The following is a 25,391-nucleotide window of genomic DNA, read 5'->3' as shown; positions in this document are numbered from 1 at the left end:
CAAAAAAAGCCCCTCCATTCCCTCTCTAAATAAGACGAATGGCGGGACTTAAACCCTGCAGGCAGCCTGCGGAATGTTCTCGGTTACGACTGAAATCCGTCAGAGCCTGCGGGTCCCGATTGTCTGGCATGTAGGGCCAGAAATCCGATTAGGGCGACGAAAGCTAGAGCGGACGCGGTGCCGTACATCGCATGAGGGCTCCACGTATTGAATACCCAGCCGCCGATCGTACCGCTGAGCAAGCCGGCCAGGCCGGCCCAGATCATCGCGAATACCGCCTGCCCGCTGGAGCGGTACTGGTCGGGAATGGCATTCTGAATATAACGGATCGCCGTGAACAGGAAGATCCCGAAGGACACGGAATGCATCATTTGAATCAAAATCACCCAAAGCGGGTTCTCTACAAAGGTCATCAGCAGGAATCGAACACCGTACACCAGGCTGCAGAGCGCGAGCAAAGGCAGCTCCTTGTAGCGGTGACCGTATTTGCTCAGCAGGAAGAACACCGGGATCTCGCTGACTGCAGAGGCCATCCAGCTCCAGCCGACTATGGAAGGACTTGCTCCCAGGCTCTTCAGGTACAGGGCCAGAAAGCCGTCATTCATCCGATGGGCGATGGAGACGATCAGCAGCATAATCAGGAAGGCGAGAAAGGACCGCGACGTAATAATCGGCAGGAAGCCGGAGAAATCAGGCGGCTTGAACTGCGGGTCCCGGGCATCGCGAAGCAGGGATGCCAGCACGAGCGTCAGGCCGAGCGAGCCGAGCGCCAGCGTGGGCGTTAAGCCGGCCCCGTAATGGCGCAGCAGCTCGCCAAAGACCAGAGCTGCCGTCGCGAAGCCGATGGAGCCCCAGACGCGGAATGAGGCGTAGCTTTTCTTGGTGCCGCTCACGGTCAGCAGGATCAGACTGTCGTTCATCGAGGTCATCGGCTGCTGGAAGAAAAAGAAAGCGGCCATGAGCACCATCAGCAGGGCGAAGCCGTCAATCCGGAACATAAAGAAGGCGACCAGCAGCTGGCCGAGCACGAGCAGCACCAGTACCTTTTTGACAGTCTGATATTTGTCGCTCATGATTCCCCAGAACAGATTGGAGACGATCCCGATCAGCGGACCGACGGAGTAGAGCAGCCCGATCTGCACCGTAGAGTAGCCTTTGTACTGGAAGTACAAGGGGAAGTAGGACGAGATGATGGCTACCATCGTAAAGAAAGAAAAGGAAAATCCGCGCAGCATGATATCCTCTCGCGGGATGGCTGGCGCTTTTGAACGCATGTTAATCACTCGATTCTGTCATGGAATTACCCGCTTTGCGGGAGGAGGAGCCGAACGCTGCAGGATCAAGCCCCGAACGTTTGGCGGCTCTCAGGATCAGCCAGACGACAGAAGCCTCTGCTGCGAGTCCCAGGGATTGTGCGAGTGCGCCGATCACGCTATTCCAGCCTGGTGTCAGCAAGATGCAGACCAAGAGAACGATCAGTGTCGTGCACACGTTTGCAGCCTGTGACCATACCATGGTTTTCGTCTGTCTTCGCAGCATGAGCATGCCATTGCCGAAGTCCAGCCACGGGAAGATCAGCGTAAGCAGCATGAAGACGCGCAGCGTCGAGAGGCTGGCGTTCATCAGCCGTTCATTGACACCCATCACATGCTCCATAAACCAAGGGCCTGCTGACGTGTAGGAGAGCAGGGCGAGCAGCAGCGTAGGCAGACAGGAGACCATGACAGCGAAGCGAACGACGGTTGCTGCATCCTTGCGGTAAAAGTTCAATACGATCTGGTGCACGTAAGAGAAAAAGCTGGTGACCAGATTCGTCAGGCTGGCCGCAATGGCGAAGGCCGCGATGGAGAGCTGAATGTCATTCGTCTTGCCCAGAAAGGCATTGATAGCTGGAGAAGCGATAATCGCAATGATGGACGAATACAGCAAAGGCTTGTAGAAGCCAAATATTTGTCCGGGCCGTTCGACCGGATGTTCGGCCTTCTTCTCGGGAATATGGTGCTTCAGCAGCGACCTTCCCTCCCAGACACTGACGATAGCTTCGATGACCATGCCGACGAGGAAGATGATGGCTCCCACTCTTCCGCTAGTGACGCCCGTATGTATAAAGTAGAGCGAGACCAGGTACATCGCCACCAGCCGAATCCCCATCCCGATGGTGAGCCACTTGGTGCGCATGTTGGAGATAATGATGCCATGGAACAGACAGCGTATGCCCGAGAAGATGCTGACGAACATCAGAATGCGAAACACATCCATCATAGGGGCGATCATGCTTTCTTCAGCTCCGAACACCCCGGTAAACAGCCAGGGTCCGAGCGGCGAGTAGCTGATGGCCAGCCCTATGGCGAAGATCGAGCCCAGCACGTATAGGCTCACGATGGACATCGCCCGGAAGGAGATGCGGTCGCGAACCAGGGCGGAGCACGTCTGCCTTAGCAGGACGGCCGGTCGTTCCGTAATGCCCAGAATGCTCATAGGCAGGGCGTAGCTGGCAATGATGATTTCCGGGTGCGCCGAACGCGCGAGCGTACTGTTGATGATAACATGAGAAATGGTGACAAGGCTTGCCGAGATGCCAAGCGGCAGAAAAAATGCAAGCAGTTGTCCGAACGATATGCGTTGATGTGCTGGTTCACTCATAGCGGTCCCTCTTTTCACACAGTTCTCACATTATAGCACGAACAGGAGGAGGAAAGGGGATAAAAATTTGCCTTCCCACTGGAACGCAAGTCCCGTTTCTGTTACATTAATAAGAAAGCTCCTGACCGGGGCCACTTCGCAAAAAAAGCCAGACCCTATTTACCGGCAGCTGGGCATGCCGAACCGGATGCTTTCCGTGTCGCGGACGCTGCAGCTGAACCGGAGCTTTCTGAATGTGGGCAAGAAAGCGTGCGCGCCTTGGGCAGAACTCAGATGTCAGAGCGAGAAAAGGTGGTGCATGCGCATGACCGATGTTTTTGTGTGGGACGGGCGGCTAGGCATTCTGGTGCCCCAGTTTCCCCGGGAATTCGAATCCTACACGGACGCGGAGCAGGCGGCTATCCTGCTCAGGTGGGAAGAAATACGCGGTACGATCCCGGATCGGGTTAAGCAGATTGAGCAGGTCATTATTGTCAAGCAGGAGCAGTTGAATGTCGAAGATGACTTCGTGACCTCATGCCGGCTGAATAGTGAGATCGCTGATCTGGCAAGCACGATTAACGAGCTCCATCTGTGGTTCCGTGTGAACCAGGATATGGACGTCCGCGCCGCTCATCACTAACACTAAACATGGACGAACCAGGTGAAAGATGACTATAAGCGTTGAACCGGGAGGTTAGAATCTTGAGTTGGAGTGAGAGCTTCGGCCGGATCGCCGCACAGCTTGCCCAGCATCGCCCTTCCTTGTATCCGATGGAAGAACTGGACGATTTGACAAGCTTGAAGATTGCCAAAATTCCTGTGGACGGATTTGCCGGCGAACATCGCAGCTATGCGCTCGCGGTGAAGGCGGGTCTGCTGCTGCTGAATGAAAGTCTGGAGGAGTCCCACGAGTTGTCGCAATCCCTTCACAGCAGGGAAGGCAGCTATTGGCATGGGGTCATGCACCGCATGGAGGGTGATTACCCCAATGCCTCGTACTGGTTCCGGATGGCTGGAGGCCATCCTGCACAGGAGGCATGGACGAGCCTTATCAGGGAGAAACTGGTAGAGACCGGAGAGGATTGTTTCGGCAGTCCCTCGTTCGCGGGCAAGCTTGAGGCGTGGACGGAGGACGGGCGTTTCGATCCTGTCGGGTTCAACGGACTGGTAGAGCTGCAGGTGACGCGCGTGCGTAATGAACGCGTGGAGCAATGGCTGATGGATCTGCAAGTGGCCGAGATGCATACTTTGCTGCAGCATTGCTATACGCAAAGCGGCGGAGAAGGAACCTGGCGTGAGCGCCGCTAAAGGAAGCGCAGTTGTTCCGCGCGGACCTCTGGGCTTGATCACGAGGGTATACCGGTATGTATTGCCGGAGGTTCGCGAGCAGCTCGGCGACTGGCGCGAGAAGGCGGAGGCGATGCCGGATGCGGAGCTGCGCAAGCAGGCCATCGACAGCATGACTTCCAAGGAATTTCATTGCATCGGCGGAGCTGTCTATGCAACTGCGAACCCGTCGATGCGTCACGTACTGATCCCGCTGATCGTGGCGTTCCAGACGATCAGCGATTATCTGGATAATCTATGCGACCGCAGCACATCGCTCGATCCCGAGGATTTCCGCAGGCTGCATCAGTCGATGCTGGATGCGGTCGATCCGGCCGAGCCCCTGCACGATTACTATGAATTCCGCGAGGAGCGGGAGGATGCCGGCTATCTGAACGAACTGGTCAAGACCTGCCAGGCGTCGATCCGGCTGCTGCCCTCGTATGGGCTTGTAGCATCTGACGTCCGAGAACTCGTGGGCTTGTATGCGGATTTGCAGGTGTACAAGCATATCCGCAAGGATTTGCGGGAGGAAGCGCTATTGTCGTGGTGGAGTGTTCACCAGGGACGGTTTCCTGCCATACAATGGAACGAGTTCGCGGCGGCAACGGGCTCTACGCTCGGCGTATTCATGCTATTTCTGGCTGCTTCCGATACGGGATTGCGGGACGGAACGGTCGAAGCGATTCGCGAAGCGTATTTTCCCTACGTATGCGCCCTTCATATCCTGCTCGATTACCTGATCGACCAGGAGGAGGATTTGGCGGGCGGAGATCTGAATTTCTGCAGCTACTACGACAGTATGGATGCGACGGTCGACCGCATAGCCGCCATCGTGGAGGAAGCGAAGCGCAGATCGGAGCAGCTCGATCATCCGGCTTTTCACCGCATGATTATCGAAGGGCTGCTGGCGCTTTATCTATCCGATCCGAAGGTCAGCAGGCAGCAGGAGGTCAAGCGGATTTCCCGGCGTCTGATGAAGGGCAGCCCTCTGATGCGGTTATTTTTCCTGGTAAACAGTGTCTGGATTCGCAAGACGAGCTAGGCTGTAGGCGAATCTTTGACTTATGACAAGTTGTTCTTGAAGTTACATATAGAGAGAAGCACTAGAAACAGGGCACGACGATTAAGGAGGAAATCAGCATGACAGTCAAAAAAATTGCCGTATTAACCAGTGGCGGCGACTCCCAGGGAATGAACGCAGCCGTACGTGCGGTTGTGAGGAGCGGCCTGTACCACGGTCTGGAGGTGTTCGCTGTTCAACGCGGCTATGCCGGTCTGATCAATGACGATATCCGTGAGATGGATTTGCGGAGCGTAGGGGACATCATCCAGCGGGGCGGCACGATTCTGCAAACGGCTCGATGTAAGGAATTCATGACGCCGGAAGGCCAGCAGCTCGGCGCAGATAACTTGCGCAAGCGCGGCATCGACGGTCTGGTGGTCATCGGTGGCGACGGCTCTTACCAAGGGGCGAATAAGCTGAGCAAGCTCGGGATCAAAACGATGGGCTTGCCGGGAACGATCGACAATGACATTCCGTTCACGGATCTGACGATCGGGTTCGATACGGCGGTCAGCATCGTCGTCGATGCGATCAACAAGATCCGCGACACGATGAGCTCTCACGAGCGTTCCTCGGTCGTGGAAGTCATGGGTCGACATTGCGGAGACATCGCGCTGTACGCGGGTCTTGCCAGTGGAGCCGAAACGATCCTGGTGCCAGAGGTTCCGTTCGATCTCGATGAGATCGCCAGCCGCATGTCTGAGAACTTCGCGCTTGGCAAGCGCCACAGTATCGTCATCGTCGCTGAGGGTGTCGGCAAGGGTGAGGATATTGCGAAGGGAATTACGGACCGCAACGGAATCGAGCCTCGCGTTACCGTGCTGGGCCATATCCAACGCGGCGGAGCCCCGACGCATAACGACCGTATTCTGGCCAGCAACCTTGGGGATTTTGCCGTACGTAAGCTGATCGAGGGCGAATCGGGCAAGGGTGTGGGCATTATCAAGGGTGAGCTGGTGCTCACGGACATCGATAAAGTCGTCAATTCCAAGAAGGAATTCAATATGGATCTGTACGAACTGGCCAAACGGTTATCGCAATAGCCGAACGCTTGCTTGACAGATCTTCCTCCAAGCGGAGCTTTCTTTAACGGAAGCTCCGCTTTTTTGCGTGAACGGGCGTGCAGGATGGAGATCGTCACGGGCGGTTACGACTGTGCATGACGCAGGGCCTCCAGCAGCTCGGACGTGGGCCTGTTGCCCTTGGCCGCGTATGCGATCCGGCCGCTGCTTCCGATGACGTAAACGATCCGCTGCTGGCCGAGCAAGCCGAATAGCGTCTGGCCGACATCGTAGGCTTGGCGGATGGACTGGTCCGCATCGCTGACGAGCGGGAAGTCGTACTGAAACTTGCGCGAGAAAGCTTGATGCTCCTCAAGCGAACCGGGGTTGATGCCCAGGACGAGCGCTCCGAATTCGGCGTATTGCGCTTTGGAATCCCGTACGGCGCAGAGCTGCTTCGTGCATATCGGTGTCTCATCCTTCGGATAGAAGATCAGTACAATTGGCTGTTTCCCCAGATACTGATCGAGCTGGATTGGGCCTTTCGTGCTCTCGGCGGTAAATGCGGGAGCGGGAGTGCCGGCTGTAAGCATGCACATTTCCTCCTTTTGACCCCTTGCAGGGTAATTTTTCTATGTTGCCTATTTCTATTGTGCGTGATTCCATTGTACGTGACCTGAGGAAAGCTCAGCAACAAGGCGAATTTTGCTAGCAGAGGTTGCTAGGAATACTTGCTATACGAGCGTGAATTCGATAGGATGGGTATGCAGTCCGTTGCGCATGCAACGGCATACATACGACTACTACGAAGAGATGTTAGCGGAGGTGCTTTAGAGATGAAGATTACAATTGTAGCAGGAAGCAACCGGCGCGAGGCGACGAGTACCAAGCTTTGCCGCTATGTGGAAAAAGTATTGACGGAGAGAGGTGTACAGGTAGAGCTGTACGATCTGTATGAGAAGCCGCTCCCTTTTTATTGCGCAGATGATGAGCAGGTAGGCGAGAGCGTGCAGGCCTGGAAGGAAGCTTTGAACGGGGCCGATGCGATCGTGCTGGCTACGCCTGAGTTTCATGGGAGCTTGTCCGGGGTATTGAAGAATGCGCTGGATTTCACGGGCTTCGACCAGTTTGACGGAAAGCCGGTGCTTGCCATGTCTTCGGCAGGCGGAGCGGTCGGCGTCAGCTCGCTGCAGCAGCTGCAGACGATCGTGCGCAATGTGCACGGGGTGAACTGCTCGGAATGGATCTCCATCGGGGGGGCTCAGCGTACGTTCACAGCGGAGGGAGAGCCGGAGGATGCGAAGACGCGCGAGCGTATTCTGCGTACCGTTCAATATTTCGTACAGATGACGGAGAAGCTGCGTCATTCGTAATAAGGGGAGAGGGAATTGTGGCGGTGAATCTGGCAAACGATTGGGAGGAGCTGCTGAAGGAGGAGTTTCAGCAGCCCTACTACCTCGAGTTGCGGGAATTTTTAAAAAGCGAGTATGCGACGCAGACGATATTTCCTGACATGCACGATATCTACAATGCTCTGCGGCATACGCCTTATCACGGAGTGAAGGCCGTTATTCTCGGGCAGGACCCGTATCATGGAGCCGGGCAGGCTCATGGGCTCAGCTTCTCGGTTAAGCCGGGTGTCCCGGCTCCGCCATCGCTGCAGAATATGCTCAAGGAGCTTCGCGACGACCTGGGCTGCCAACTGCCGGACAATGGCTGCCTCATCCCGTGGAGCGATCAGGGCGTGCTGCTGCTCAATACGGTGCTGACCGTGCGGGAAGGCGCTGCCAACTCGCATAAGGGACGCGGCTGGGAACGATTCACGGATTGCATCATCTCCCTGCTGAACGAGCGGGAGAAGCCGATTGTGTTTATACTCTGGGGAAGTCATGCCCAGGCCAAGATGCAGCTCATCACGAACAAGCGCCATCATATACTGCGCAGCGTCCATCCGAGTCCGCTGTCGTCCCATCGCGGATTTTTCGGCAGCAAGCCTTATTCACAGACGAATGCATTTCTGTCTAGCATCGGCAGTGAGCCGATCGATTGGCAGCTTCCTGATCTGGGCATCCCCCGAAGATCGCCAAGCCGCTGATACTAGGCGGTGAGCGGAAGCTTACGCAGGAAGCTTAGAAGTAGAAGCAGCCACAAAGGCTGCTTCTTTGCGCTAGCCTTGCTTATCATAAAAATTTTACTTTCCAAGGGGCAGAGACAATGCTATGATTATATCAAACAATTCATATATGAAAGGTGTGTTTTAGATGAGCACTACATCTATCGTTGATCAACTGTCCGAGGAAGTAAAAGGACACCGAAATTCGGAAGCTGGCGTAACTCCTCTGTTCCTGAATCGGTGGTCGCCCCGCGCGTACTCCGATCAACAAGTGTCGGATGAAGATTTGACGACGGTTCTGGAGGCGGCTCATTGGGCTCCTTCCTCGTATAATGACCAGCCTTGGCGGTTTATCGTAGCCAAGACGGACGAACAGCTGACGGTGTTCCGCGGCTTTCTTGGCGACTTCAATAAGCTCTGGGCGGCCAAAGCGCCTGTGCTTATTCTCATAGCCTCTGACAAGCTCAGAGAGAATGGAGATCCTAACGGAGCGCATGCCTTTGACAGCGGAGCGGCATGGGGACATCTGGCTCTGCAAGCAACATTGCTGGGGCTGTCCACTCATGCGATCGGCGGATTTGATCGTGAGCAGGCTCGCGAACTGTTGAATGTTCCGGCTAATTACGAACTGCATGCAGTCATTTCCCTCGGGTACCAGGGGGATAAGAGCGAGCTGCCTGAGGCGATTCAAGCACGCGAGATTCCAAATACGCGCAAGCCGTTAAGCTCTGTAGTGTTTGATGGAAAAGTAAGCAACTAACAGGCGTACGGCATGCCAAAGACCGGCCTTCCGTTTAGGGAGGGCCGGTCTTTGTTTATCCAATGAGTGGACTTATTTGTAATTCACACCTGGGGTATATGTATTGACAGCGTTCCACAGGAGGAACTCCTCAACGCCGTTGTCCTTCAGCGCACGAATCTGATCCTCGATCTGCTTGGGGCCGTAGCGGATATAGCCAGGCACCCAGGAGGCGGTAAAATCCTGTATCCAAGGGCGGATTACGGGCTTGAGATGCTCCAGCGGCTCCAGCTTCTTATGCGTGTCCTTGGTAGCGCCGGCAATCGTCTGATAAGGGGCTGCGTCCGGCACCTTGGAGCCGTACCAGCCGGTGGAATAGTGACTCGGGTAGATCATCGGCGAGATCACATCCACGTTTTGCGAGATTTTCTGAAAATCCTGCCCGATTCCTTCCGCAGCCGGTACGGCAGCCGCATAGCCGAAAATATCGACAGATACGCGCACGCCTAGCGGAGCGAGCTGCTCATGGGCATACTTCACGAAGCCGGCGACGGCATCGATCCGGGGCCGCTCATCCTTGTCATACTTCAGGGTATCCGCACGCTTCTCGAATCCTTCGGGGAACCGGACGTAATCGAACTGAATTTCTTTGAAGCCCGCTTTGGCGGCTTCCTTGGCGACTTCGATATTATAATCCCATACTTCCTTGCGGTAGGGATTCACGAAGCTGTCGGCCGGTTTCTTGCCGTTATCCCACAGCGTGCCGTCTGGATTCACAAAAGACAGCTCGGGCTGTTTCTGGGCCAGCACCGTATCCTTGAAGACGACGATGCGGGCAATCGGGTAAATGTCGTGTTCTTTCAGCGTTGACATCAGCTTAGGCATGTCGGAAATAATCTTTTTCGTCGTGTCCATAGCCTGCAGCTTCTCATTGTCGGTCTGGTAAGTGATATATCCCCAGTCATCTTTGATGTCGATGACCATCGCGTTCAGCTCCGTATCGTCCATGAGCTTCAGCAGCGTACCCATACGCGAGCCGCCTGCGCTGTGAGCCGTTACATAGACGCCCTTCACTTGCGGTGCATCCGGCTGCGGGTCCAGCTTGGCGGCTGGCTTGAGCGGATCGGCAGAGGTGTCCGGAGCCGGTGTTCCAGCTACGGCACGCGTGGAATCCACGGATGCTTGAGCCACCTGTTCGAAGGTAACATTGGGGTGGTCGGCGCTTACGCCTCCCCAGGCCATAAGGAATGCGGCCAGAATGAGTTCCATGCTCGTCTCTCCCTGCTGATTGTGATTCTATTATTTACACACTCTATTATTATAATAAACTATCCGGTAATTCGATAGAGAAGCTTTGATAGAATTTGCCGATATATGCAACAAGAGCGAGATATGTGGAAATCGGCTAATAATTTGAGGGGAGCTTGCGGCAGCTTGAGCCAGAGAGGAGAGGGAGAGAGCCTGAGCAGATAGCCCGCAGACATGAAGGGGTATCACTCCGGCATGCATAAAAAAAACATCCGGCCGTCATGGACCGGATGGGCTGGCAGCAAATCGGTCTGCTGCTTACTTATTGACGCTTGGAGCGGTTGGCTCGGAAGGCGAGACAAGTTCAGCTTTGGGAGCCTCGATCGATTCACGCTTCTCCTCTGCGCTGGCAGCTGCATTCCCGTTCGTAGCATCCTTGAATTCACGGAACATTTTGCCGAAGCCGCGGCCCAGCTCAGGAAGCTTGTTCGGCCCGAACAACAACAAAAGTACGACTGCAATCAGAATCATATGCCAAGGAGATAAAGCTCCCATTCAGAATCCCTCCACAATTGAAATGGTTGTTTTGTTACTTCCTAGCATACCATACATTGGGCGTTCTCATAACGCAAAATTATTACAAAACCATTAATTTTAAATCAAAAGAAAAAAACGTCCCCTTCTTAATGAAGGTGGACGTCTTTTTGATGTTCCGAAATGCTGTATTGAATAATTTCCATGGCATCTTCCGTCTCCAGAGCCGCCAGCCCGTTGCGCAGCACGATCTCGGATTCAAGCTCATGGCGCTTGAGAAATGAATACAACTCAGGCGTTAATTTCATGACAATCGTTGAAAGCTTCACCGTTTCCACAAGCATCACCCTTCCCGTCATCATATGGTGCATAAGATAATCAGGAGCGACTTGCGAGCCGTACAGGCAGAACAGGGAAAGCAAAGGCAAAGGCATGAAACTAAGGCTGGCTTTATTATAGCATAATCTGAGGAAGATGACAGCGGGCAATCGTGCTGGTATCTCCTCCCTGCCGGAGCTAGCTGCGCCGGAACAATCCCATGACCCCGACGGTTTCGGTCACATTCACGAACGCCTGCGGGTCCCACTTGCGGATGAGCAGCTGGAGGTCTGCCAGCTCGTAGCGAGTGGTTACCGTCATCAGCATATGCTGGGTCCGCTTCGTATATGCACCCTCTGTCTGGATCACGGTTACGCCCCGTTGCAGCTTCTGCATCTTGGAGAGAAGCAGCTCGCCCTTCTGGGTTACGATGAACACCGTGACCTTCAGATGCCGGATGTGGATCGTGTCCATAACCTTGCCCGTTATGAAAATGGAGAGCATCGAGTACAGCGCAGGGTCCCAATTTTGCTTGAAATAGCCCAGGAGCACGATTATCACACCGTTGAGCGCGAACAGAACGGTACCCAGCGGAAAGTCGCGTTTACGCGTCAGGATCGAGGCGATGATATCGAGGCCCCCGCTGGAGCCGCCTCCGCGCATGGCGATGCCGGTTCCGAGTCCGATCAGCACGCCTCCGGCTACGCCGGACATAATCGGTTCGCTCGTGACGGCCATGACGGGGACGAGCCGCATGAACCAGGTGGTCAGGACGACCGCAATCGCGCTCAAAATGATGAATTTCCGGCCGATGGAGACGAGCCCCCAGATCAGCACGGGCATGTTAAAGAGCAGGAACAGAAGCGAGATGTCGAAGCCGGTAAAATAGCCTACGATCATCGCAATACCGGATAAGCCGCCGCTAAGCAGCTGATGCGGAATAATAAACAGATTGAAGCTGGATGCGATCAGGGCCGAGCCGATCACGGCCATTAGAATGGAGCCGGTCCATGTGCGCTGCAGTTTTGACATATACATCCTCCTGAGGCTGCTAACAGCCGGAAAGCTCTCCGCCCAGTTGAGCGGAAAGCTTAAGTTAGATACAAGCTATTTTCTTTTAAACGAGCCTGAACGTGTGCTCGTGCTTGGTTTTGACGATGATCCCGATGAAGGAGCCTTGTAGGTCGGCTTGGATCCGTCACTCCTCCGAACGGAATCTCCGGTGCTGCTGCCTGACTTAGGTGGCGCTGTAGGGGAAGTTGTGAAGCTTCCCTTCCGGTCAGAGGTTGTAGGCTGCTGCTGAGCAGGCGTTTTTGACGGTGGCGCCGGTGTGCTCGGCGAAGGCGCCGAACGGTACTTGCCATAATCATCATATCGTTTGCTGGACGTATATCCCCGGTAATCCGTGCCGCGGCTGCTATTGAACCAACCTCCTCCGAACAGGGACTGAAGCAGGGAGGCCGTGATATACCCTTGCAGGAAGGAGGAGCTGTAATTCTCCTTCGCATATTGGACTGAGTCCAACTCAACAATGGTCGTATTTTCATGATCCGGGTCCTTCTGGACGTGGACGATTTTATTGTCGTAGACCAGGAACATCCGCTCCTGGGACTCTTTGCTGGTCTCCTTCGGCTTCTCCTGTGCGGCTAGCTCCTTGGCGACGGTCGGTACATCCTTGCCTTGGACCTCATATATTTTTGACGTGCTTTTGCCATTGCCCTGAACGTCAACGAGGGAATAGTTATCCTTAATAAAATTGCCGGAATCGCCGCAGCCCGCCAGCAGTGTGAATACCAGCAGCACGGCTATCCATTTGGAAATATGTTTCATGTCGCGAACTCACCTCCTGCGTAGCTTGTCATTGCTGTCGGGTTGTGGAAGTTAAACGGGAGAAGGACCTCCTGATGCGCTGAGAAACTTGATCAAGCCGGCCGGTGTTAGTGTGCCCTCAAGCGCGACATACTTGCCGTCCTGCCATTGAAGGAAGAAATACTTGTCGCCGCCGCCCAGGTAGCGCCAGATCAACAACTCGTCACCGGATCTGAAATCGGTCTGCCCTTCGACTCTGACTCTGTCGGTGCGATTATGCTCCAGCCTGTAGGTAATGTCGGACCCGATATCGATCATAGTTGGTACATCGCTGGGATCGTCCAGTGAGCCTTCGACGAATTCGCAGATGAAGCACTCGTAGGTGCGGCCTTTCTCTACAAGCAGACATGAGATGTGCTTGCCGTTCTGTAAATAATATGCAAAACGGTGCGGGGCATACCCTTGGTCATAGTATACCACCTTGCCGGTTACCATGTACTCCTCCAAGTCAACATTCACAATGTCGCCTATCTTCGTATCCTCCAGCGGGTTGGACTCCTTGGTTACAGGCACCTCTTTATTGCTCTTCAGAATGTCCCCGACTCTTTTCCAAACGGACATATGCTGTCGCTCCTTTTTTACGATGCTGAGTATATGTATTATATACGATGCTCAGTAATTGTGGGTTTCATTTTCAACTCGTCTGGAATATAGTCTCGGGCTGTGGTATAATACTAAAGATATTCTTAAGTACGGCCTTGACTGTTCATTATTGACACAGCTTGAGAAGTGTTTCTCATGAAGAGATTAACTAAGAAAAGATAGGAGTCGCACTTAAGGGTATATATAAATCGAGAACCCCATAGTACAAAGGAGAATGAAATCATTTGAAAACGTTTAGTGAATTTGGTTTGGAACCGAAAGTATTGCGCGCCATTACAGAGATGGGTTTTGAGGAATCAACGCCGATTCAGGACAAAGCCATCCCTGTAGCCATGGAGGGCCGCGATTTGATCGGTCAGGCACAGACAGGAACAGGGAAAACTGCAGCTTTCGGAATTCCGCTGATCAACAAAATCGACATTAAGGAAGAGCGCATCGTCGCTTTGATCATGTGTCCTACGCGCGAGCTGGCTATCCAGGTTGCCGAAGAGATCGAGAAGCTCGGCCGCTTCAAAGGCATCCGTTCCCTGCCGATCTACGGCGGTCAAGATATCGTGAAGCAAATCCGCGGTCTCCGCAGGAAGCCGCAGATCATCATTGGTACGCCAGGACGCCTGCTGGACCACATCAACCGCAAAACGATCAAGCTGGATGACGTGCAGACCGTTATCCTCGACGAAGCGGATGAAATGTTGGACATGGGCTTCATGGAAGATATCCAATCGATCCTGCGCCTTGTACCGGATGATCGTCAGACGATGCTGTTCTCCGCTACGATGCCTGTTAATATCCAGAGATTGGCTCAGCAGTTCCTGAACAATCCGGAGCATGTGTCGGTCATTCCTAAGCAAGTTAGTGCTCCTCTGATCGAGCAAGCTTACATCGAGCTGCATGAGCGTCAGAAGTTCGAAGCGCTTTGCCGCCTGATCGACATGGAGTCCCCGGATCTGGCTATCATCTTCGGACGCACGAAGCGTCGCGTCGATGAGCTGTCCGAAGCTCTGCAGAAGCGCGGATATTCGGCTGAAGGCCTGCACGGCGACCTCTCCCAAAATCAGCGTGACAACGTGATGCGTAAGTTCCGTGACGGCAGCATCGAGGTATTGGTAGCAACGGACGTAGCAGCGCGCGGTTTGGACGTATCCGGCGTTACTCACGTTATCAACTTTGACCTTCCGCAGGATCCGGAAAGCTACGTTCACCGGATTGGCCGTACAGGACGCGCAGGTAAAGAAGGCGTGGCATACTCCTTCGTAACGCCGCGTGAAATCGACCACCTGCATTTCATCGAGAAAATTACGCGTCACCGCATCACTCGTAAGCCTATGCCGAGCCTGGCTGAAGCCATCGAAGGCAAGCAAAAGCTGACGGCTGAGCGCGTGCTGGAAGTACTGGAGAAGGAAGAGCACAATGAGTACAAGGGTTTGGCGATCTCCTTGCTGGAGCAGCATGACTCCGTACATCTGATTGCTGCAGCTCTCAAGCTGCTGACAGGCGGAGACAAGAAGGAAGTCGAGATCGACTTGACTCCGGAAGATCCGATCCGTGCCAAGAAGCGCCGTCCGGACGTACGTTCCAACGGCCGCAGACCATCCGGCTCCTATGGTACGGCAGGCGGCGCACGCCGCAACGACCGTCCTTACGGCGGCAGCAGCAGCACCGGCGGAGACCGTGGCGGCAATCGTCGTGATGGCGGACGTCAAGGCGGCGGATACCGTGACAACCGCGACTACCGTGGACGTTCCGATTCTTCCCGCTATGAAGGACGCAGCGGCGGCGGCGAAAATCGTGGAGGCCAATCCCGTCCGGCAAGCCGTTCTAACGAAGAGACGCTTGTCTGATTATAGAATCAAATGAATAACAAGCCCGCCTAGGCGGGCTTGTTTTTTTACTTGTACGCCCATCGGCCTGTCCCCGGAGGACTTGTTTTGACCGCAAAGTGGCAGGGTGATAAAATAAGGTATGTTGTGCCGCCCAGAACCGCTTAGACGGCTACCTGAAAAGCATGAAATAGGCTATAATAAGGGATGGACATAGAAGGAGGCGTCATTGTTGGAATTTAGAGGAGTCATGGGTGGGTTTTACCGGATATCCGAGTGGATCATGCGTTTATCCGTGATTAATGTGTTATGGGCGATTTGCTCCATTCCTTTCTTTCTTGCTGCACTTCCGATGTTTGTGCCGGGGTCAGGAGAAGGGGATATTTATTTCGCATTCTTGCTGATGGGAGTTTTGGCGCCGTTTACATTGTTCCCTGCTACGGCTGCAATGTTCAGCGTAGCCCGTAAGTGGGTGACAGGGGACGGGGATGTACCGCTGTTCAAAACTTTCTTCCGGGGATATAAATCCAACTATGTACAGGCGATGCTCGGTGGACTTGTTTATTTGCTGTTTGGGGCGATTCTGGTCGCTAACTTCAAGTATTACGGCAACCAAGAGGGCTTGTTTGGACTCTTAAGGTTTCTGGTCCTATCCATCTCGATCATGCTGATCATTTCGATGTTTCATTTTTTCTCCATCTTGACGCATCTGCATATGAAAATTTGGCAGATCATCAAGAATTCCGTTCTGATCACGATCGGCAGCCCGATCCGTTCGTTATCGATGATTATTCTGAACGGTGTTATTCTGTATGTGAGCTTTGTAAAATTTACCTTCCTGATCCCGTTCTTTATGGGAAGCCTAATAGCGGTTGTCTCATTCTGGCACTTCAATCAGATCTTCGGCAAGCTCCAGGATAAGCAGCAGGCGCTGCTGGCCAAGGATGAAGCGGACGGAGAGACGGATGAACTCGCCGAGCATGAGTCTGCGCTTGCTTCTGAAGTGCAGAAGCGCGACGAGCTGCCTGAGTACACTTCCCGCTCCGATGAGGACAAAAGGGATAATAAATAGTAGTTTCTGGCATCTTCCACAGAGCTTTGGGGCTCAGGTTTACTTTCGTGTTGGATTGGTCTATAATAAGTCTACAACAAAATCCTGCGATGTGCGTCTCGGTTTTAACGTTGTTTTGAACCAATGACTGTTTCTCGGGAGACCTACATTGAATCGCGGCTGACATGCCCTCGAAAAGGGACTTCAAAACCGATTCTGCGGACACCCACCTGCCTAGGCAGGTTCGAGACACGGAACCGGACGGCATATGCGGGTTTTTTTGTGCCCAAAACTGAAGATACATAGAAGGGATGTACGAGATGAAGCTGTTCATCGATACGGCCAATGTGGAAGAGATTCGCAAAGCGCATGAGCTCGGTGTTATTGCAGGCGTCACGACTAATCCTTCCTTGATCGCCAAAGAGGGAAGAGACTTTTTTGAAACAGTGAAAGAAATCGGTTCGATTGTCGGCAATTTGCCGATCAGCGCGGAAGTGATCAGCCTGAAGGCCGAAGAGATGATCGAGCAGGGCAAGAAGCTTGCAGCCCTGGGAGAAAGCATCGTCGTGAAGGTGCCGATGACCGAAGACGGACTGAAAGCGACCAAGCAGTTCACCGCTCAAGGGATCAAGACGAACGTTACGCTTATTTTCAGCTCGACGCAGGCTTTGTTGGCTGCTCGTGCCGGCGCGACATATGTATCGCCTTTCGTGGGACGACTTGACGATATCAATCAGGTCGGGATCAATCTGATTAAGGAAATCAGCGAAATTTTCCGGGTGCACAGCATTTCGTCGGAAATCATCACCGCGAGCGTTAGAACGACGACTCATGTGATCGATGCGGCGCTGCTGGGGGCGCATATCGCCACAGTGCCTTACAAGGTGATTCAGCAGATGGTTCGTCATCCGCTGACCGATACAGGGATCGAGCGCTTCCTGAAGGACTGGGAAGGCGCGGAGCAATCCGTATTTTAGCATAGAGACAATCAGCGTAAAGCTGTTAGGGCCGCATCGGCGATCGATGCGGCTTTTTTTGAAGGATAAGGGAGGATTACGCTGTGAAGCTTCACCGGTTGCTGGCAATCACCATGCTGCTGCTCAGCCGCAAGAGAATGAGCGGCCAAGAGCTGGCCGAGCGGTTTGAGGTGTCGCTTCGAACGATCTATCGGGATCTGGAGGCGATCAATGCGGCTGGAATCCCGATTGCCTCTTTCGCTGGCGCCGACGGCGGCTATGAAATTATGGAGCAATACCATATCGACCGTCAGATGGTGACGCTCGATGAGCTCAGATCCATTCTAACGGCTCTGAAGGGGTTCCAGGCCTCGCTGGATGATCGGGAGACCGACCGACTGCTGGCCAAGGTAGGGGCGCTGGTAGCCAGGTCTGAACGAAATAGAGCGGAAGGGCCGGGCGAGACGCTTCTGATCGATACCGATCTCTGGCGCGGGGGCCAGGAGGAGAAGGAGCTGTTATCCGAGCTTCGTCAGGCTGCCATAAGCCGAAGCCTCGTCACCTTTGCCTACACGGATGCAGGCGGGCAGGCCGGTCTGCGGAGCGTTGAGCCTATCGGGGTCGCCTGGAAAAATTATGCCTGGTATTTGTATGCATTCTGCAGGCTGCGGCAGGACTATCGGACCTTCAAGCTGAACCGGATCAAGGATTCCAGGATCGAGAGTGAAGTGTTTGACCGGCGCGGGATCACGCTGGAAGAGCTGAATGCCCGCTGGAATGGGAGGACTGGGGAGACCTTTCCGCTGGTGCTTCGCTTTTCAGTGGCCCAGCGTCAGCGGGTCGAGGAATTATTCGGAACGGGTGGCATCAGCTCTGTGCAGGAAGGTATGCTGCTTCTGAAAAAAGAACAGCTCCGTACGAGTTGGCTGCTCGGTGTGCTGTTTAATTTGGCAGACGATGTCGAGGTATTGGAGCCTAAGGAGCTGATTCTAGCGTTAAGAGAGAAGGCGGAACGGATCTGCAGGCTCTATCAGACATGAAATTTGACACTTTTTGCATAAAACATGCATTTGCTCTTTCTCTTCCTTCTAAACAGTGATATGATAAAGAATAGTGTATACCGGAATAGATAAGGAACTTCGTATGGGAGGGAATGTGTTGCTACAGCGAACCTTAATCGGTCTGATCCGCAGCCATGAAACGACGGGAGAGAAAGCCAAGGATCCGCTGCTGAAGACCCGTTACTATAAAATGTCCAAGGATCAGGCTTGGGATGAAGTGATCAACATGTTTAAGAAACTGAACGGGTACAAGCTGCTGCACGAAGTTCGCAACGTCGGTGAGATCGTATTGGAGAAGAGGACGATCACCGGCCGTACACAGGACATCACGGTGACGCTATTCGGCATCAATCCGCTCAAGACGGCCATTGATATTTACTCGGCTTCTCGGGGGTCGCTGGGTGATCTGGGGTCTAACTACCGCACCATTCTTGATATATTCAAGCACATCGATAAGAAGCTGGCTGCTTACAAGACCAACGACTGACCGGCACGGCTGCGCTTACACGATATACAAATAAAAACAGCGTGGGACCTCCACGCTGTTTTTATTTGCGAGACCTGGATTAAACGAGCTTCTTCACAGCTTCTACGGCTGCTTCGTAGTTCGGGTGATCTGTCATTTCGCTGAGGTACTCAACGTACTGGATGTTATCATCCGCGTCGATGACGAAGATGGAACGCATCAGCAAGTGGAGTTCTTGGATCAGCACGCCATAGTTTTTGCCGAAGGAGTGGTTTTTGTAGTCCGACAAAGTGATGACTTTGTCGATACCGGCAGCTCCACACCAGCGGGATTGAGCGAATGGCAGATCGTTGCTGATCGTCAAGATAACAACGTTATCTCCCAGTTTAGCGGCTTCTTCATTGAAACGGCGAGTTTGCGCATCGCAAACGCCTGTATCCAGAGAAGGTACTACACTGATGAGCTTCACTTTGCCCGCATAATCGGAAAGGGATGCGGTTTCGAGAAGGTTCTTGTTTACCGTGAAATCAGGTGCTTTGTCCCCGGCTTTCAGCGTCGGGCCGACAAGCGTGATCGGGTTGCCTTTCAGGGTAGCTTGTGCCATGTGTAGATGGGCCTCCTTTAGCATCTTGAGAATGATTGGTATTTCACCGAGTATTATTATAAGCTTTTAGAGGAGACCTTGTCCAATAAGAGTGTTTTGGCTGATGAGGTACAGGAGGCAGGATGTTTCGTGGAATTCAGACAATTGCAGTATTTTGTCAAGGTGGCACGCAAGCAGCATGTAACACAGGCTGCTGAGGAATTGCATGTCGCACAGTCGGCTGTCAGCCGGCAGATTCATCAGCTGGAGGAAGAGCTGGGTGTCCAGCTGTTCGTGCAGAAAGGGCGAAATCTTCAGCTGACGTCGGTAGGCAAGCTGTTTCTGTGCCGGGTAGAAGGCATATTGACTGATCTGGAGCGTGCGGTCAGCGAGGTTCATGAATTTATGGACCCGGAGCAGGGGGAGATCCGGATCGGTTTTCCTCACAGCCTCGGCATCTATCTGCTGCCAACGGTGGTGGCCCGCTTCCGCGAGTCCCATCCGAAGGTGAAGTTCAAGCTGCGACAGGGGACCTTTAACAGCCTGATCCGGGATGTGATGAAAGGTGAAATCGATCTTTCGTTCATTTCGCCTTTTCCTGAGAAACATTCTCACGTCAGCGGAGAGCTGCTGCTGCAGGAGGAGCTGTATGCGATCTTGCCTCCGGGGCATGCGCTGGCGGGTCAAGAAGGTATCCGGCTGGAGCAGCTGAGGGACGAATCATTCGTCATGTTCAGCGAGGAATATTCGCTAAGAAATATTGTACTGGAAGCTTGCACCGAAGCCGGATTCAATCCTCATATCGGCTTTGAGGGCGAGGAGACCGATACGATCCGCGGGCTGGTTGCTGCGGGTATGGGGGTGAGTCTGCTGCCGGAGATGGCACTAACGGAGATCAGCCAGCTGCAGCCGATGAAGGTCAAAGTGACAGACCCCCGGGTAACGCGCAGTGTAGGACTAATCCAGCGCTCAGGCGACAAGCTGCCGCTGGTCGCCGAGGGCTTCCGTAAGTTTCTGCTGGAGTTTTTCCGTGTGGATGAAAAGAAGGAGTCCTAGAGAGCGGCATATTCAGGCTGTGCATCATGTATTTATAACACCAGGCCGAAGAGCCCGGTCATTCCGAGCAGCCAGTCCATCAATGGGATGCCGGATAGCGCCAGGCCTCTGGCTTGTTTGCGCAGCGTCTCTTGCTGTTCTTTCATCTGCATTTCCAATTCAAACAGGTTCATCATAGGATCCACTCTCCCCGATCGGTTTGGCGATTCGTCTCTATTCCCGATTATAGCTTGTTAAAGGTGAATAAAAAGTGTAGCATAAAGTTTATTTCCTTCACCTTTTATCCGGAGGGGTCTATGATCGACTATTATTATCTAAGCGTTCGTAAGCAGTATCCGGCTGTCGCAGAAGAGGAAGAGCTGGAGATAACGTTGGAGGAGCTTGGCCGAATCTTCAACTGCTCGGGCCGCAATGTGAACCTGGTGCTGCGCAAGATGAGCGAAGCGGGATGGATTCGCTGGATCGCGGGAAGAGGGCGGGGAAACCGGTCGCGGCTGGTCTTTCTCATGCCGAGCGAGCAGGTCGTGCTGGAGGGGGCGCAGCTCCTTGTCCGCCGGGGGGATATTCAGGGAGCCTACGCCTACCTGGAGGAGCAGAAGCATGTCGCGTTGGCGAAGGAGCGGTTTGTTAGCTGGCTGGGAACCCAGTTTGGCTTTCATCCAGAGACAACGGACGAGCGGACGCTCGATATTTTGCGGCTTCCGTGCAATAAACCGATCGATTGCATGGACCCTTCCCTGCTGACCTTCGTCGTGGAATGTCATATGGTGCAGCAGATTTTTGATGGACTGGTCAAATATAATGAACAAACCCGCTCCTTTGACGGGCATATCGCCCATTTCTGGACCAGCAGCGATACGGCCCGGGAATGGACCTTTTATTTGCGCAAGGGCGTGTATTTTCACCACGGACGGGAGCTGACCTCGGACGATGTCAGGTTTACGGTCGAGCGAATGAGAAGCGACCAGCTGAAATCGCCTTTCCGCTGGCTGTTTGAGGATGTGGAGCAGGTTGAGACGCTGGGGCCCTATGCGGTCAGGTTTCTCCTCAAGCGAGCGAACCCGCTGTTTCTCAATCATCTCAGCTTCGATCGCGCTTCCATCGTTCCGCGCGATGTGGTGCTGGAGCTGGGCGAGGATTTCGGGAGCAAGCCCGTGGGGACCGGTCCGTTCAAGGTCAGCCGACATGACGGCAATATGCTCGTTCTGGAGGCGTTCGGCCGTTATTTCGACAAGCGGGCGCATCTGGATCGGGTCGAGATCTGGTACACGCGTGACTTGAGCTTCGAAGGCGGGATGCCGGGGGCGGTGATGGTCCAGCTGCGCTATCAAAATTCGCCGGATCTGCAAATTCCAGAGAATTGGAAGACCATCAAGCTGGAGGGACGGGACAGCAGCTTCATCACCTTCAATCTGAATATGCCGGGTCCGCAGCATCATCCTGCCTTCCGTAAAGCGCTTTTGTACGGCACTGACCGCAGGAGACTGATCTCGCCGGGGATGCAGGGGGATACCCGCTTCTCCTCCTGGTTCTATGAGCCGCCAGGTCCGCGCAGCGATACGGATGTGCAATACGATCCGATCCTAGCGGGGCAGCTTCTCCGGGAAAGCGGTTATGCCGGGGAAGCTCTAACGATGTGCGTTCCTGTGAACTGTACGGATGAAATCGAGGAGATTCGCAGCCAATGGGCGGAGCTCGGCGTTGTCATTGAATATGTGGCCCGAATGAGCAGCAAATCTGATTATGAGGATGTGCTGGCCCGCTCGCAGCTGGCCTATAACTGCAATGTGCTGGAGCAGGAGCCGGAGATGTCGGTGCTGCAGCTCTTCCTGGCCGAGAATAGCGCCGTTCATATTCATCTGGGCCAAGAATTCAAGCGCCAGGCCGATTGGCTGATCGAACGCTTATATCAAGAAAGCTCAAGGGTGACGCGGGAAGCGTATGTGTACCGGCTGAGAGAGTTGATTGCCGAGCAGGGGTATATCTTGTTTTTGCTCCATCACACGCAGCGCACGGTATATCACCCTTCGCTGCGCAATGTATCGCTTGGTGCGATGGGCTGGCCGCAATTTCACGATCTGTGGTTAGAGCCGGCAGGACCGCCCGCCCTCTAGGCATCGCGCAGGCATCAAGTTGAAAAAAGCCGCCGGGTTCATGATGAACCTGGCGGCCTGGCTATCGAATGCAGGATTAATCGTTGTTCCGGTTGTTGAAGATCATGATGTACTTGATCAGCTCCAGCAAGGAGATCAAGGCTGCGGCCACATAAGTCAAGGCAGCTGCATTGAGAACCTTGGCGACTCCGCGTTCCTCGTCATTGGTGATAAACCCTTCGGCTACCATCAAGTCGCGTGCGCGGTTGCTCGCATTGAATTCGACGGGCAGCGTGACTAGTTGGAAGGCTACGGCAGCTGAGAAGAAAATGATGCCCAAGCCAAGCAGGAAGTTGAACTGCTGGAAGAACAGTCCGGCCAAAATCAGCAGTGGAGCTACGCCGGATGTGAAATTCACGACCGGGAACATCCGGTGGCGCATGACGAGCATCGGGTAATGAACCTTATGCTGAATGGCATGGCCGACTTCGTGACAGGCTACGGATACAGCCGAGATCGAGTTCTCGTAGTATACAGGCTCTGACAGTCTGACCGCACGGGCCATCGGATCGTAGTGGTCTGTCAGGGCGCCTGGCACAGGCTCAACCGGTACATCATGCAGTCCATTGGCATCGAGCATCCGACGGGCGGCTTCGTAGCCGGTCATGCCGGAGTGGATAGGAACCTCGGACCACTTGTTGAAGGTCCCCTTGACCCTGAACTGGGCCCATAAGGAAAGGGCAAACGCAATGATGATGAGAAAATCCATCGGGTGAAAAAACATATTTCATTCCTCCGTATGTGTAATAAGTGAAAAGCATAGTCAGGATAGAGGACCCTTGCCCATGAGCAGTAGAAGAGCTTCGATGCAGGCCGCGGCGGAAGGTGTTAGCTTCTGATGCAGATTTTTGAGCTGTGTGGGCTTGAGCTTCTCGACCAGCGGACCAACCTCGCGAACTTCTTTCTCGAGTTGCTTGAGCTTGAACTGCAAGGATGTGAGCTTATCTGTCACAAGCTCATCCCGGCTGACCTTATTCCAGTGAGTAAGATCCGCCTTAATCTCTTCCAGGCTATATTTCTCACGCTTCATCGTTTCAATACGTTTGAGCCTCATTAAGGTTTCATCGCTGTATAATCGGTAGTTGGTATCGGACCGGGATTCAGGCTGAATGAGTCCGAGCTTGGTGTAGTAGTCGATGGTCCTAAGGCTTATCTCGGATAAGCGAGCCAGCTCACCGATTCTGTATAGCTTCATATCCCCATGTTCGCTCACCTCTTTTTCTATTAATGATACTCATTCCAAACCGTACAGTCAAACGTTATGCTTTTCGAGACGGGGAATGACGATTACGGGTGGAATAAGCTTTCAGCATGCAGGGCAGAACTATAGGTTGGTATGCTCTCTCACGTGCCTGATAGGGCGTTCAGGAGCTGCCAGGCCCAGGGGTGATGAGTCTAGACTGTACCGGGTTGGAAAGCCGAGTGTTGGGGCGACAGGTGCTTTTCTTGACAACCATGCCGAAATTGCCATACCATTATGATCATATAAATGTTTTAGTCGTATAGCATTGCAGAATGAAACCAAAAGGGGAATAAAAAGGCAGTCATGTATAAGGAAGAGCAGCTAGCAGCACCGAAACGGAAATTGTCACAAATTTTGTCCCAAACGGTTAAAGTCGGGATCATCAAATCCAACCTGATTCCGATGTTTGCCGGACTGACACTCGCCCTGTACACGTATCATCTGGATCTTATTGAAAAGTTTCCGGATATTGTTTTTACTTTAATCGGTACGATTCTGGTTATTGGAGCAGCCGGCTCCTTTAATAACTGGTACGACCGGGATATTGATGCCGTCATGACAAGGACCAAAACCAGACCGACGGTAACTGGTGAAATTAAACCGAATACGGTGCTCGCGCTTGGCGCTGTGATGACGGTGCTCGGCTTGGGGTTCTTGGCTTTGGCCACTCCGCTAGCGGCACTGCTGGGCTTTCTGGGCTTGTTTTTCTATGTGGTTCCCTATACCATGTGGACCAAGCGAAGAACGATCTATAATACGGAGGTGGGAAGCATCTCCGGTGCGATGCCGCCGCTCATCGGTTGGGCTGCCATGCATCCGGACCTTGCGCATCCTGCTATTCTAGGTCTTTTTATTATCCAGGTGATCTGGCAGATGCCTCACTTTTATGCGATCGCCATTCGCAAGCATGATGAGTACAAGGCGGCCCATGTTCCCATGCTTCCGGTAGTTAAAGGCATGCAAAGAACCTACACGCAGACCAATATTTATCTGGTTATTCTCGTTGCCACAAGCTTCTTGTTCGGGCCGCTCAGCTTAGGGCTTATGCTGGTGGCATTGTTGCTGAATGTCGCATGGCTTGTCTTGAGCGTGTACGGGTCCAAGAAAATGGACTCGGAGAAATGGGCGAAATCGATGTTCATTTTTTCGCTTATTCATATGACCATCTTATTTTCAACGGTCATTATCTATTCGCTCATGGGCATTATTTTCAAATTGTAAATGCGATATTTCCTTACCCTGATTACTCTGTGCCGGCACACAGAATAGTCAGGGTTTTTGTTATGTGAGGAACCCGAATAATCAAATGTTAATGTTAGATTATCCTTCGTATTTCTTGGATGATGGCCGAAAAAATCCGTTGCATAATTTGATTTTGCTGCATATAATGATATTAATCATACCACTAAATGTTATTTAATATAACATAAAATCAAAGGGGGGGCGATGTGATGAAGAGGCTCTTCTATTCGGTAGGTCTGTTGACGGTTGCCATGCCCTCTGCGATGGCGTTTGCTGCGGATGAGAATACATCGGCTCAGCTCGCGGCAGCGATCGATT

General features: G+C 53.3%; 28 protein-coding genes and 1 other RNA gene. 16 read left to right on the top strand and 13 right to left on the bottom strand.

Annotated elements, in window-relative coordinates:
• Positions 1-83 precede the first annotated feature (83 nt).
• Both WMW72_RS00370 and WMW72_RS00365 read right to left on the bottom strand, forming a co-directional pair.
• Positions 84-1,274 (bottom strand): MFS transporter, encoded by a 1,191-nt coding sequence (locus tag WMW72_RS00370; protein WP_341413420.1) that lies wholly within the window; start codon positions 1,272-1,274, stop codon positions 84-86.
• 1 nt (position 1,275) lies between these two features.
• Complete coding sequence (locus tag WMW72_RS00365; RefSeq protein ID WP_341413419.1) at positions 1,276-2,643, bottom strand: multi antimicrobial extrusion protein MatE; 1,368 nt, start codon at positions 2,641-2,643, stop codon at positions 1,276-1,278.
• A gap of 304 nt (positions 2,644-2,947) precedes the next feature.
• On the opposite strand from WMW72_RS00365, the gene WMW72_RS00360 reads away from it, so the two are divergent.
• The 4 genes from WMW72_RS00360 to pfkA all read left to right on the top strand — a co-directional run bounded on the left by WMW72_RS00360 (position 2,948) and on the right by pfkA (position 6,060).
• Positions 2,948-3,265 carry a hypothetical protein gene (locus WMW72_RS00360; RefSeq protein ID WP_341413418.1) on the top strand — a complete coding sequence of 106 codons (318 nt, stop codon included), beginning with the start codon at positions 2,948-2,950 and terminating at the stop codon, positions 3,263-3,265.
• Between the two features lie 62 nt (positions 3,266-3,327).
• A complete protein-coding gene (locus WMW72_RS00355; RefSeq protein ID WP_341413417.1) occupies positions 3,328-3,933 on the top strand; it encodes a hypothetical protein in 606 nt (201 codons plus the stop codon).
• The gene (locus WMW72_RS00350) at positions 3,920-4,996 is read left to right on the top strand and encodes a tetraprenyl-beta-curcumene synthase family protein (RefSeq protein WP_341413416.1); all 1,077 of its coding nucleotides are present in this window, start codon (positions 3,920-3,922) and stop codon (positions 4,994-4,996) included. Before WMW72_RS00355 ends, WMW72_RS00350 begins: the two co-directional genes overlap by 14 nt.
• Before the next feature lie 98 nt (positions 4,997-5,094).
• Positions 5,095-6,060 (top strand): 6-phosphofructokinase, encoded by a 966-nt coding sequence (gene pfkA / locus WMW72_RS00345; protein ID WP_341413415.1) that lies wholly within the window; start codon positions 5,095-5,097, stop codon positions 6,058-6,060.
• A gap of 104 nt (positions 6,061-6,164) precedes the next feature.
• Here pfkA and WMW72_RS00340 read toward each other — a convergent pair whose 3' ends face one another.
• Positions 6,165-6,611: a peroxiredoxin gene (locus tag WMW72_RS00340; protein ID WP_341413414.1), complete on the bottom strand. Its 447-nt coding sequence runs from the start codon at positions 6,609-6,611 to the stop codon at positions 6,165-6,167.
• A 243-nt stretch (positions 6,612-6,854) separates the two neighbouring features.
• Here WMW72_RS00340 and WMW72_RS00335 point away from each other — a divergent pair, with 243 nt between their 5' ends.
• The 3 genes from WMW72_RS00335 (at position 6,855) to WMW72_RS00325 (ending at position 8,891) form a co-directional block, all read left to right on the top strand.
• Positions 6,855-7,391: an NADPH-dependent FMN reductase gene (locus WMW72_RS00335; protein ID WP_341413413.1), complete on the top strand. Its 537-nt coding sequence runs from the start codon at positions 6,855-6,857 to the stop codon at positions 7,389-7,391.
• Positions 7,392-7,414: 23 nt separating this feature from the next.
• Complete coding sequence (locus WMW72_RS00330) at positions 7,415-8,113, top strand: uracil-DNA glycosylase (RefSeq protein WP_423227505.1); 699 nt, start codon at positions 7,415-7,417, stop codon at positions 8,111-8,113.
• A gap of 166 nt (positions 8,114-8,279) precedes the next feature.
• Positions 8,280-8,891: a nitroreductase family protein gene (locus WMW72_RS00325; RefSeq protein WP_341413411.1), complete on the top strand. Its 612-nt coding sequence runs from the start codon at positions 8,280-8,282 to the stop codon at positions 8,889-8,891.
• A gap of 72 nt (positions 8,892-8,963) precedes the next feature.
• On the opposite strand, the gene WMW72_RS00320 is transcribed toward WMW72_RS00325, so the two are convergent.
• The 6 genes from WMW72_RS00320 to WMW72_RS00295 all read right to left on the bottom strand — a co-directional run bounded on the left by WMW72_RS00320 (position 8,964) and on the right by WMW72_RS00295 (position 13,400).
• Positions 8,964-10,139 carry a putative glycoside hydrolase gene (locus WMW72_RS00320; protein ID WP_341413410.1) on the bottom strand — a complete coding sequence of 392 codons (1,176 nt, stop codon included), beginning with the start codon at positions 10,137-10,139 and terminating at the stop codon, positions 8,964-8,966.
• A gap of 297 nt (positions 10,140-10,436) precedes the next feature.
• Positions 10,437-10,673, bottom strand: a complete 237-nt coding sequence (gene tatA / locus WMW72_RS00315; protein ID WP_341413409.1) for a twin-arginine translocase TatA/TatE family subunit — start codon at positions 10,671-10,673, stop codon at positions 10,437-10,439.
• Positions 10,674-10,801: 128 nt separating this feature from the next.
• Positions 10,802-11,140, bottom strand: coding sequence for a hypothetical protein (locus WMW72_RS35505; protein ID WP_423227501.1), 339 nt, complete (start codon positions 11,138-11,140; stop codon positions 10,802-10,804).
• A 28-nt stretch (positions 11,141-11,168) separates the two neighbouring features.
• The gene (locus WMW72_RS00305) at positions 11,169-12,002 is read right to left on the bottom strand and encodes a YitT family protein (protein ID WP_341413408.1); all 834 of its coding nucleotides are present in this window, start codon (positions 12,000-12,002) and stop codon (positions 11,169-11,171) included.
• 75 nt (positions 12,003-12,077) lie between these two features.
• Positions 12,078-12,800 carry a DUF4247 domain-containing protein gene (locus WMW72_RS00300; protein WP_341413407.1) on the bottom strand — a complete coding sequence of 241 codons (723 nt, stop codon included), beginning with the start codon at positions 12,798-12,800 and terminating at the stop codon, positions 12,078-12,080.
• Between the two features lie 51 nt (positions 12,801-12,851).
• A complete protein-coding gene (locus WMW72_RS00295) occupies positions 12,852-13,400 on the bottom strand; it encodes a DUF4178 domain-containing protein (protein WP_341413406.1) in 549 nt (182 codons plus the stop codon).
• 266 nt (positions 13,401-13,666) lie between these two features.
• Between WMW72_RS00295 and cshA the strand changes: the two genes are divergently transcribed.
• From cshA to WMW72_RS00265, 6 genes are all read left to right on the top strand, one after another.
• Positions 13,667-15,283, top strand: coding sequence for a degradosome RNA helicase CshA (gene cshA, locus WMW72_RS00290; RefSeq protein ID WP_341413405.1), 1,617 nt, complete (start codon positions 13,667-13,669; stop codon positions 15,281-15,283).
• 211 nt (positions 15,284-15,494) lie between these two features.
• Positions 15,495-16,334, top strand: a complete 840-nt coding sequence (locus WMW72_RS00285; RefSeq protein WP_341413404.1) for a YesL family protein — start codon at positions 15,495-15,497, stop codon at positions 16,332-16,334.
• Between the two features lie 78 nt (positions 16,335-16,412).
• Positions 16,413-16,594, top strand: a non-coding RNA gene (ssrS, locus tag WMW72_RS00280) — 6S RNA.
• A 39-nt stretch (positions 16,595-16,633) separates the two neighbouring features.
• Complete coding sequence (gene fsa / locus WMW72_RS00275; protein WP_341413403.1) at positions 16,634-17,290, top strand: fructose-6-phosphate aldolase; 657 nt, start codon at positions 16,634-16,636, stop codon at positions 17,288-17,290.
• An 83-nt stretch (positions 17,291-17,373) separates the two neighbouring features.
• Positions 17,374-18,309, top strand: a complete 936-nt coding sequence (locus WMW72_RS00270; protein ID WP_341413402.1) for a helix-turn-helix transcriptional regulator — start codon at positions 17,374-17,376, stop codon at positions 18,307-18,309.
• A gap of 118 nt (positions 18,310-18,427) precedes the next feature.
• Positions 18,428-18,817, top strand: coding sequence for a DUF1499 domain-containing protein (locus WMW72_RS00265; protein ID WP_341413400.1), 390 nt, complete (start codon positions 18,428-18,430; stop codon positions 18,815-18,817).
• A gap of 79 nt (positions 18,818-18,896) precedes the next feature.
• Here the strand turns inward: WMW72_RS00265 and tpx are convergent, their stop codons facing one another.
• The gene (gene tpx / locus WMW72_RS00260) at positions 18,897-19,400 is read right to left on the bottom strand and encodes a thiol peroxidase (RefSeq protein ID WP_341413399.1); all 504 of its coding nucleotides are present in this window, start codon (positions 19,398-19,400) and stop codon (positions 18,897-18,899) included.
• Between the two features lie 129 nt (positions 19,401-19,529).
• Between tpx and gltC the strand changes: the two genes are divergently transcribed.
• The gene (gltC, locus tag WMW72_RS00255) at positions 19,530-20,435 is read left to right on the top strand and encodes a glutamate biosynthesis transcriptional regulator GltC (protein WP_341413398.1); all 906 of its coding nucleotides are present in this window, start codon (positions 19,530-19,532) and stop codon (positions 20,433-20,435) included.
• A gap of 32 nt (positions 20,436-20,467) precedes the next feature.
• On the opposite strand, the gene WMW72_RS00250 is transcribed toward gltC, so the two are convergent.
• On the bottom strand, positions 20,468-20,611 hold the full coding sequence (locus WMW72_RS00250; RefSeq protein ID WP_341413396.1) for a hypothetical protein: 144 nt from the start codon (positions 20,609-20,611) through the stop codon (positions 20,468-20,470).
• Between the two features lie 120 nt (positions 20,612-20,731).
• Between WMW72_RS00250 and WMW72_RS00245 the strand changes: the two genes are divergently transcribed.
• Positions 20,732-22,549, top strand: coding sequence for an ABC transporter substrate-binding protein (locus WMW72_RS00245; protein WP_341413395.1), 1,818 nt, complete (start codon positions 20,732-20,734; stop codon positions 22,547-22,549).
• Between the two features lie 76 nt (positions 22,550-22,625).
• Here WMW72_RS00245 and WMW72_RS00240 read toward each other — a convergent pair whose 3' ends face one another.
• Positions 22,626-23,312 carry a zinc metallopeptidase gene (locus WMW72_RS00240; protein ID WP_341413394.1) on the bottom strand — a complete coding sequence of 229 codons (687 nt, stop codon included), beginning with the start codon at positions 23,310-23,312 and terminating at the stop codon, positions 22,626-22,628.
• A gap of 39 nt (positions 23,313-23,351) precedes the next feature.
• Entirely contained in the window at positions 23,352-23,783 is a 432-nt protein-coding gene (locus WMW72_RS00235; RefSeq protein ID WP_341413393.1) for a MerR family transcriptional regulator, read from the bottom strand.
• Positions 23,784-24,134: 351 nt separating this feature from the next.
• Here WMW72_RS00235 and cyoE point away from each other — a divergent pair, with 351 nt between their 5' ends.
• Positions 24,135-25,052 (top strand): heme o synthase, encoded by a 918-nt coding sequence (gene cyoE / locus WMW72_RS00230; protein ID WP_341413392.1) that lies wholly within the window; start codon positions 24,135-24,137, stop codon positions 25,050-25,052.
• Positions 25,053-25,391: the final 339 nt, after the last annotated feature.

This window comes from Paenibacillus filicis, from assembly GCF_038070315.1.
Taxonomy (GTDB): domain Bacteria; phylum Bacillota; class Bacilli; order Paenibacillales; family NBRC-103111; genus Paenibacillus_G; species Paenibacillus_G filicis.
The sequence above is the reverse complement of the archived record's forward strand: the minus strand, read 5'-3'. Positions and strand labels throughout refer to the sequence as shown.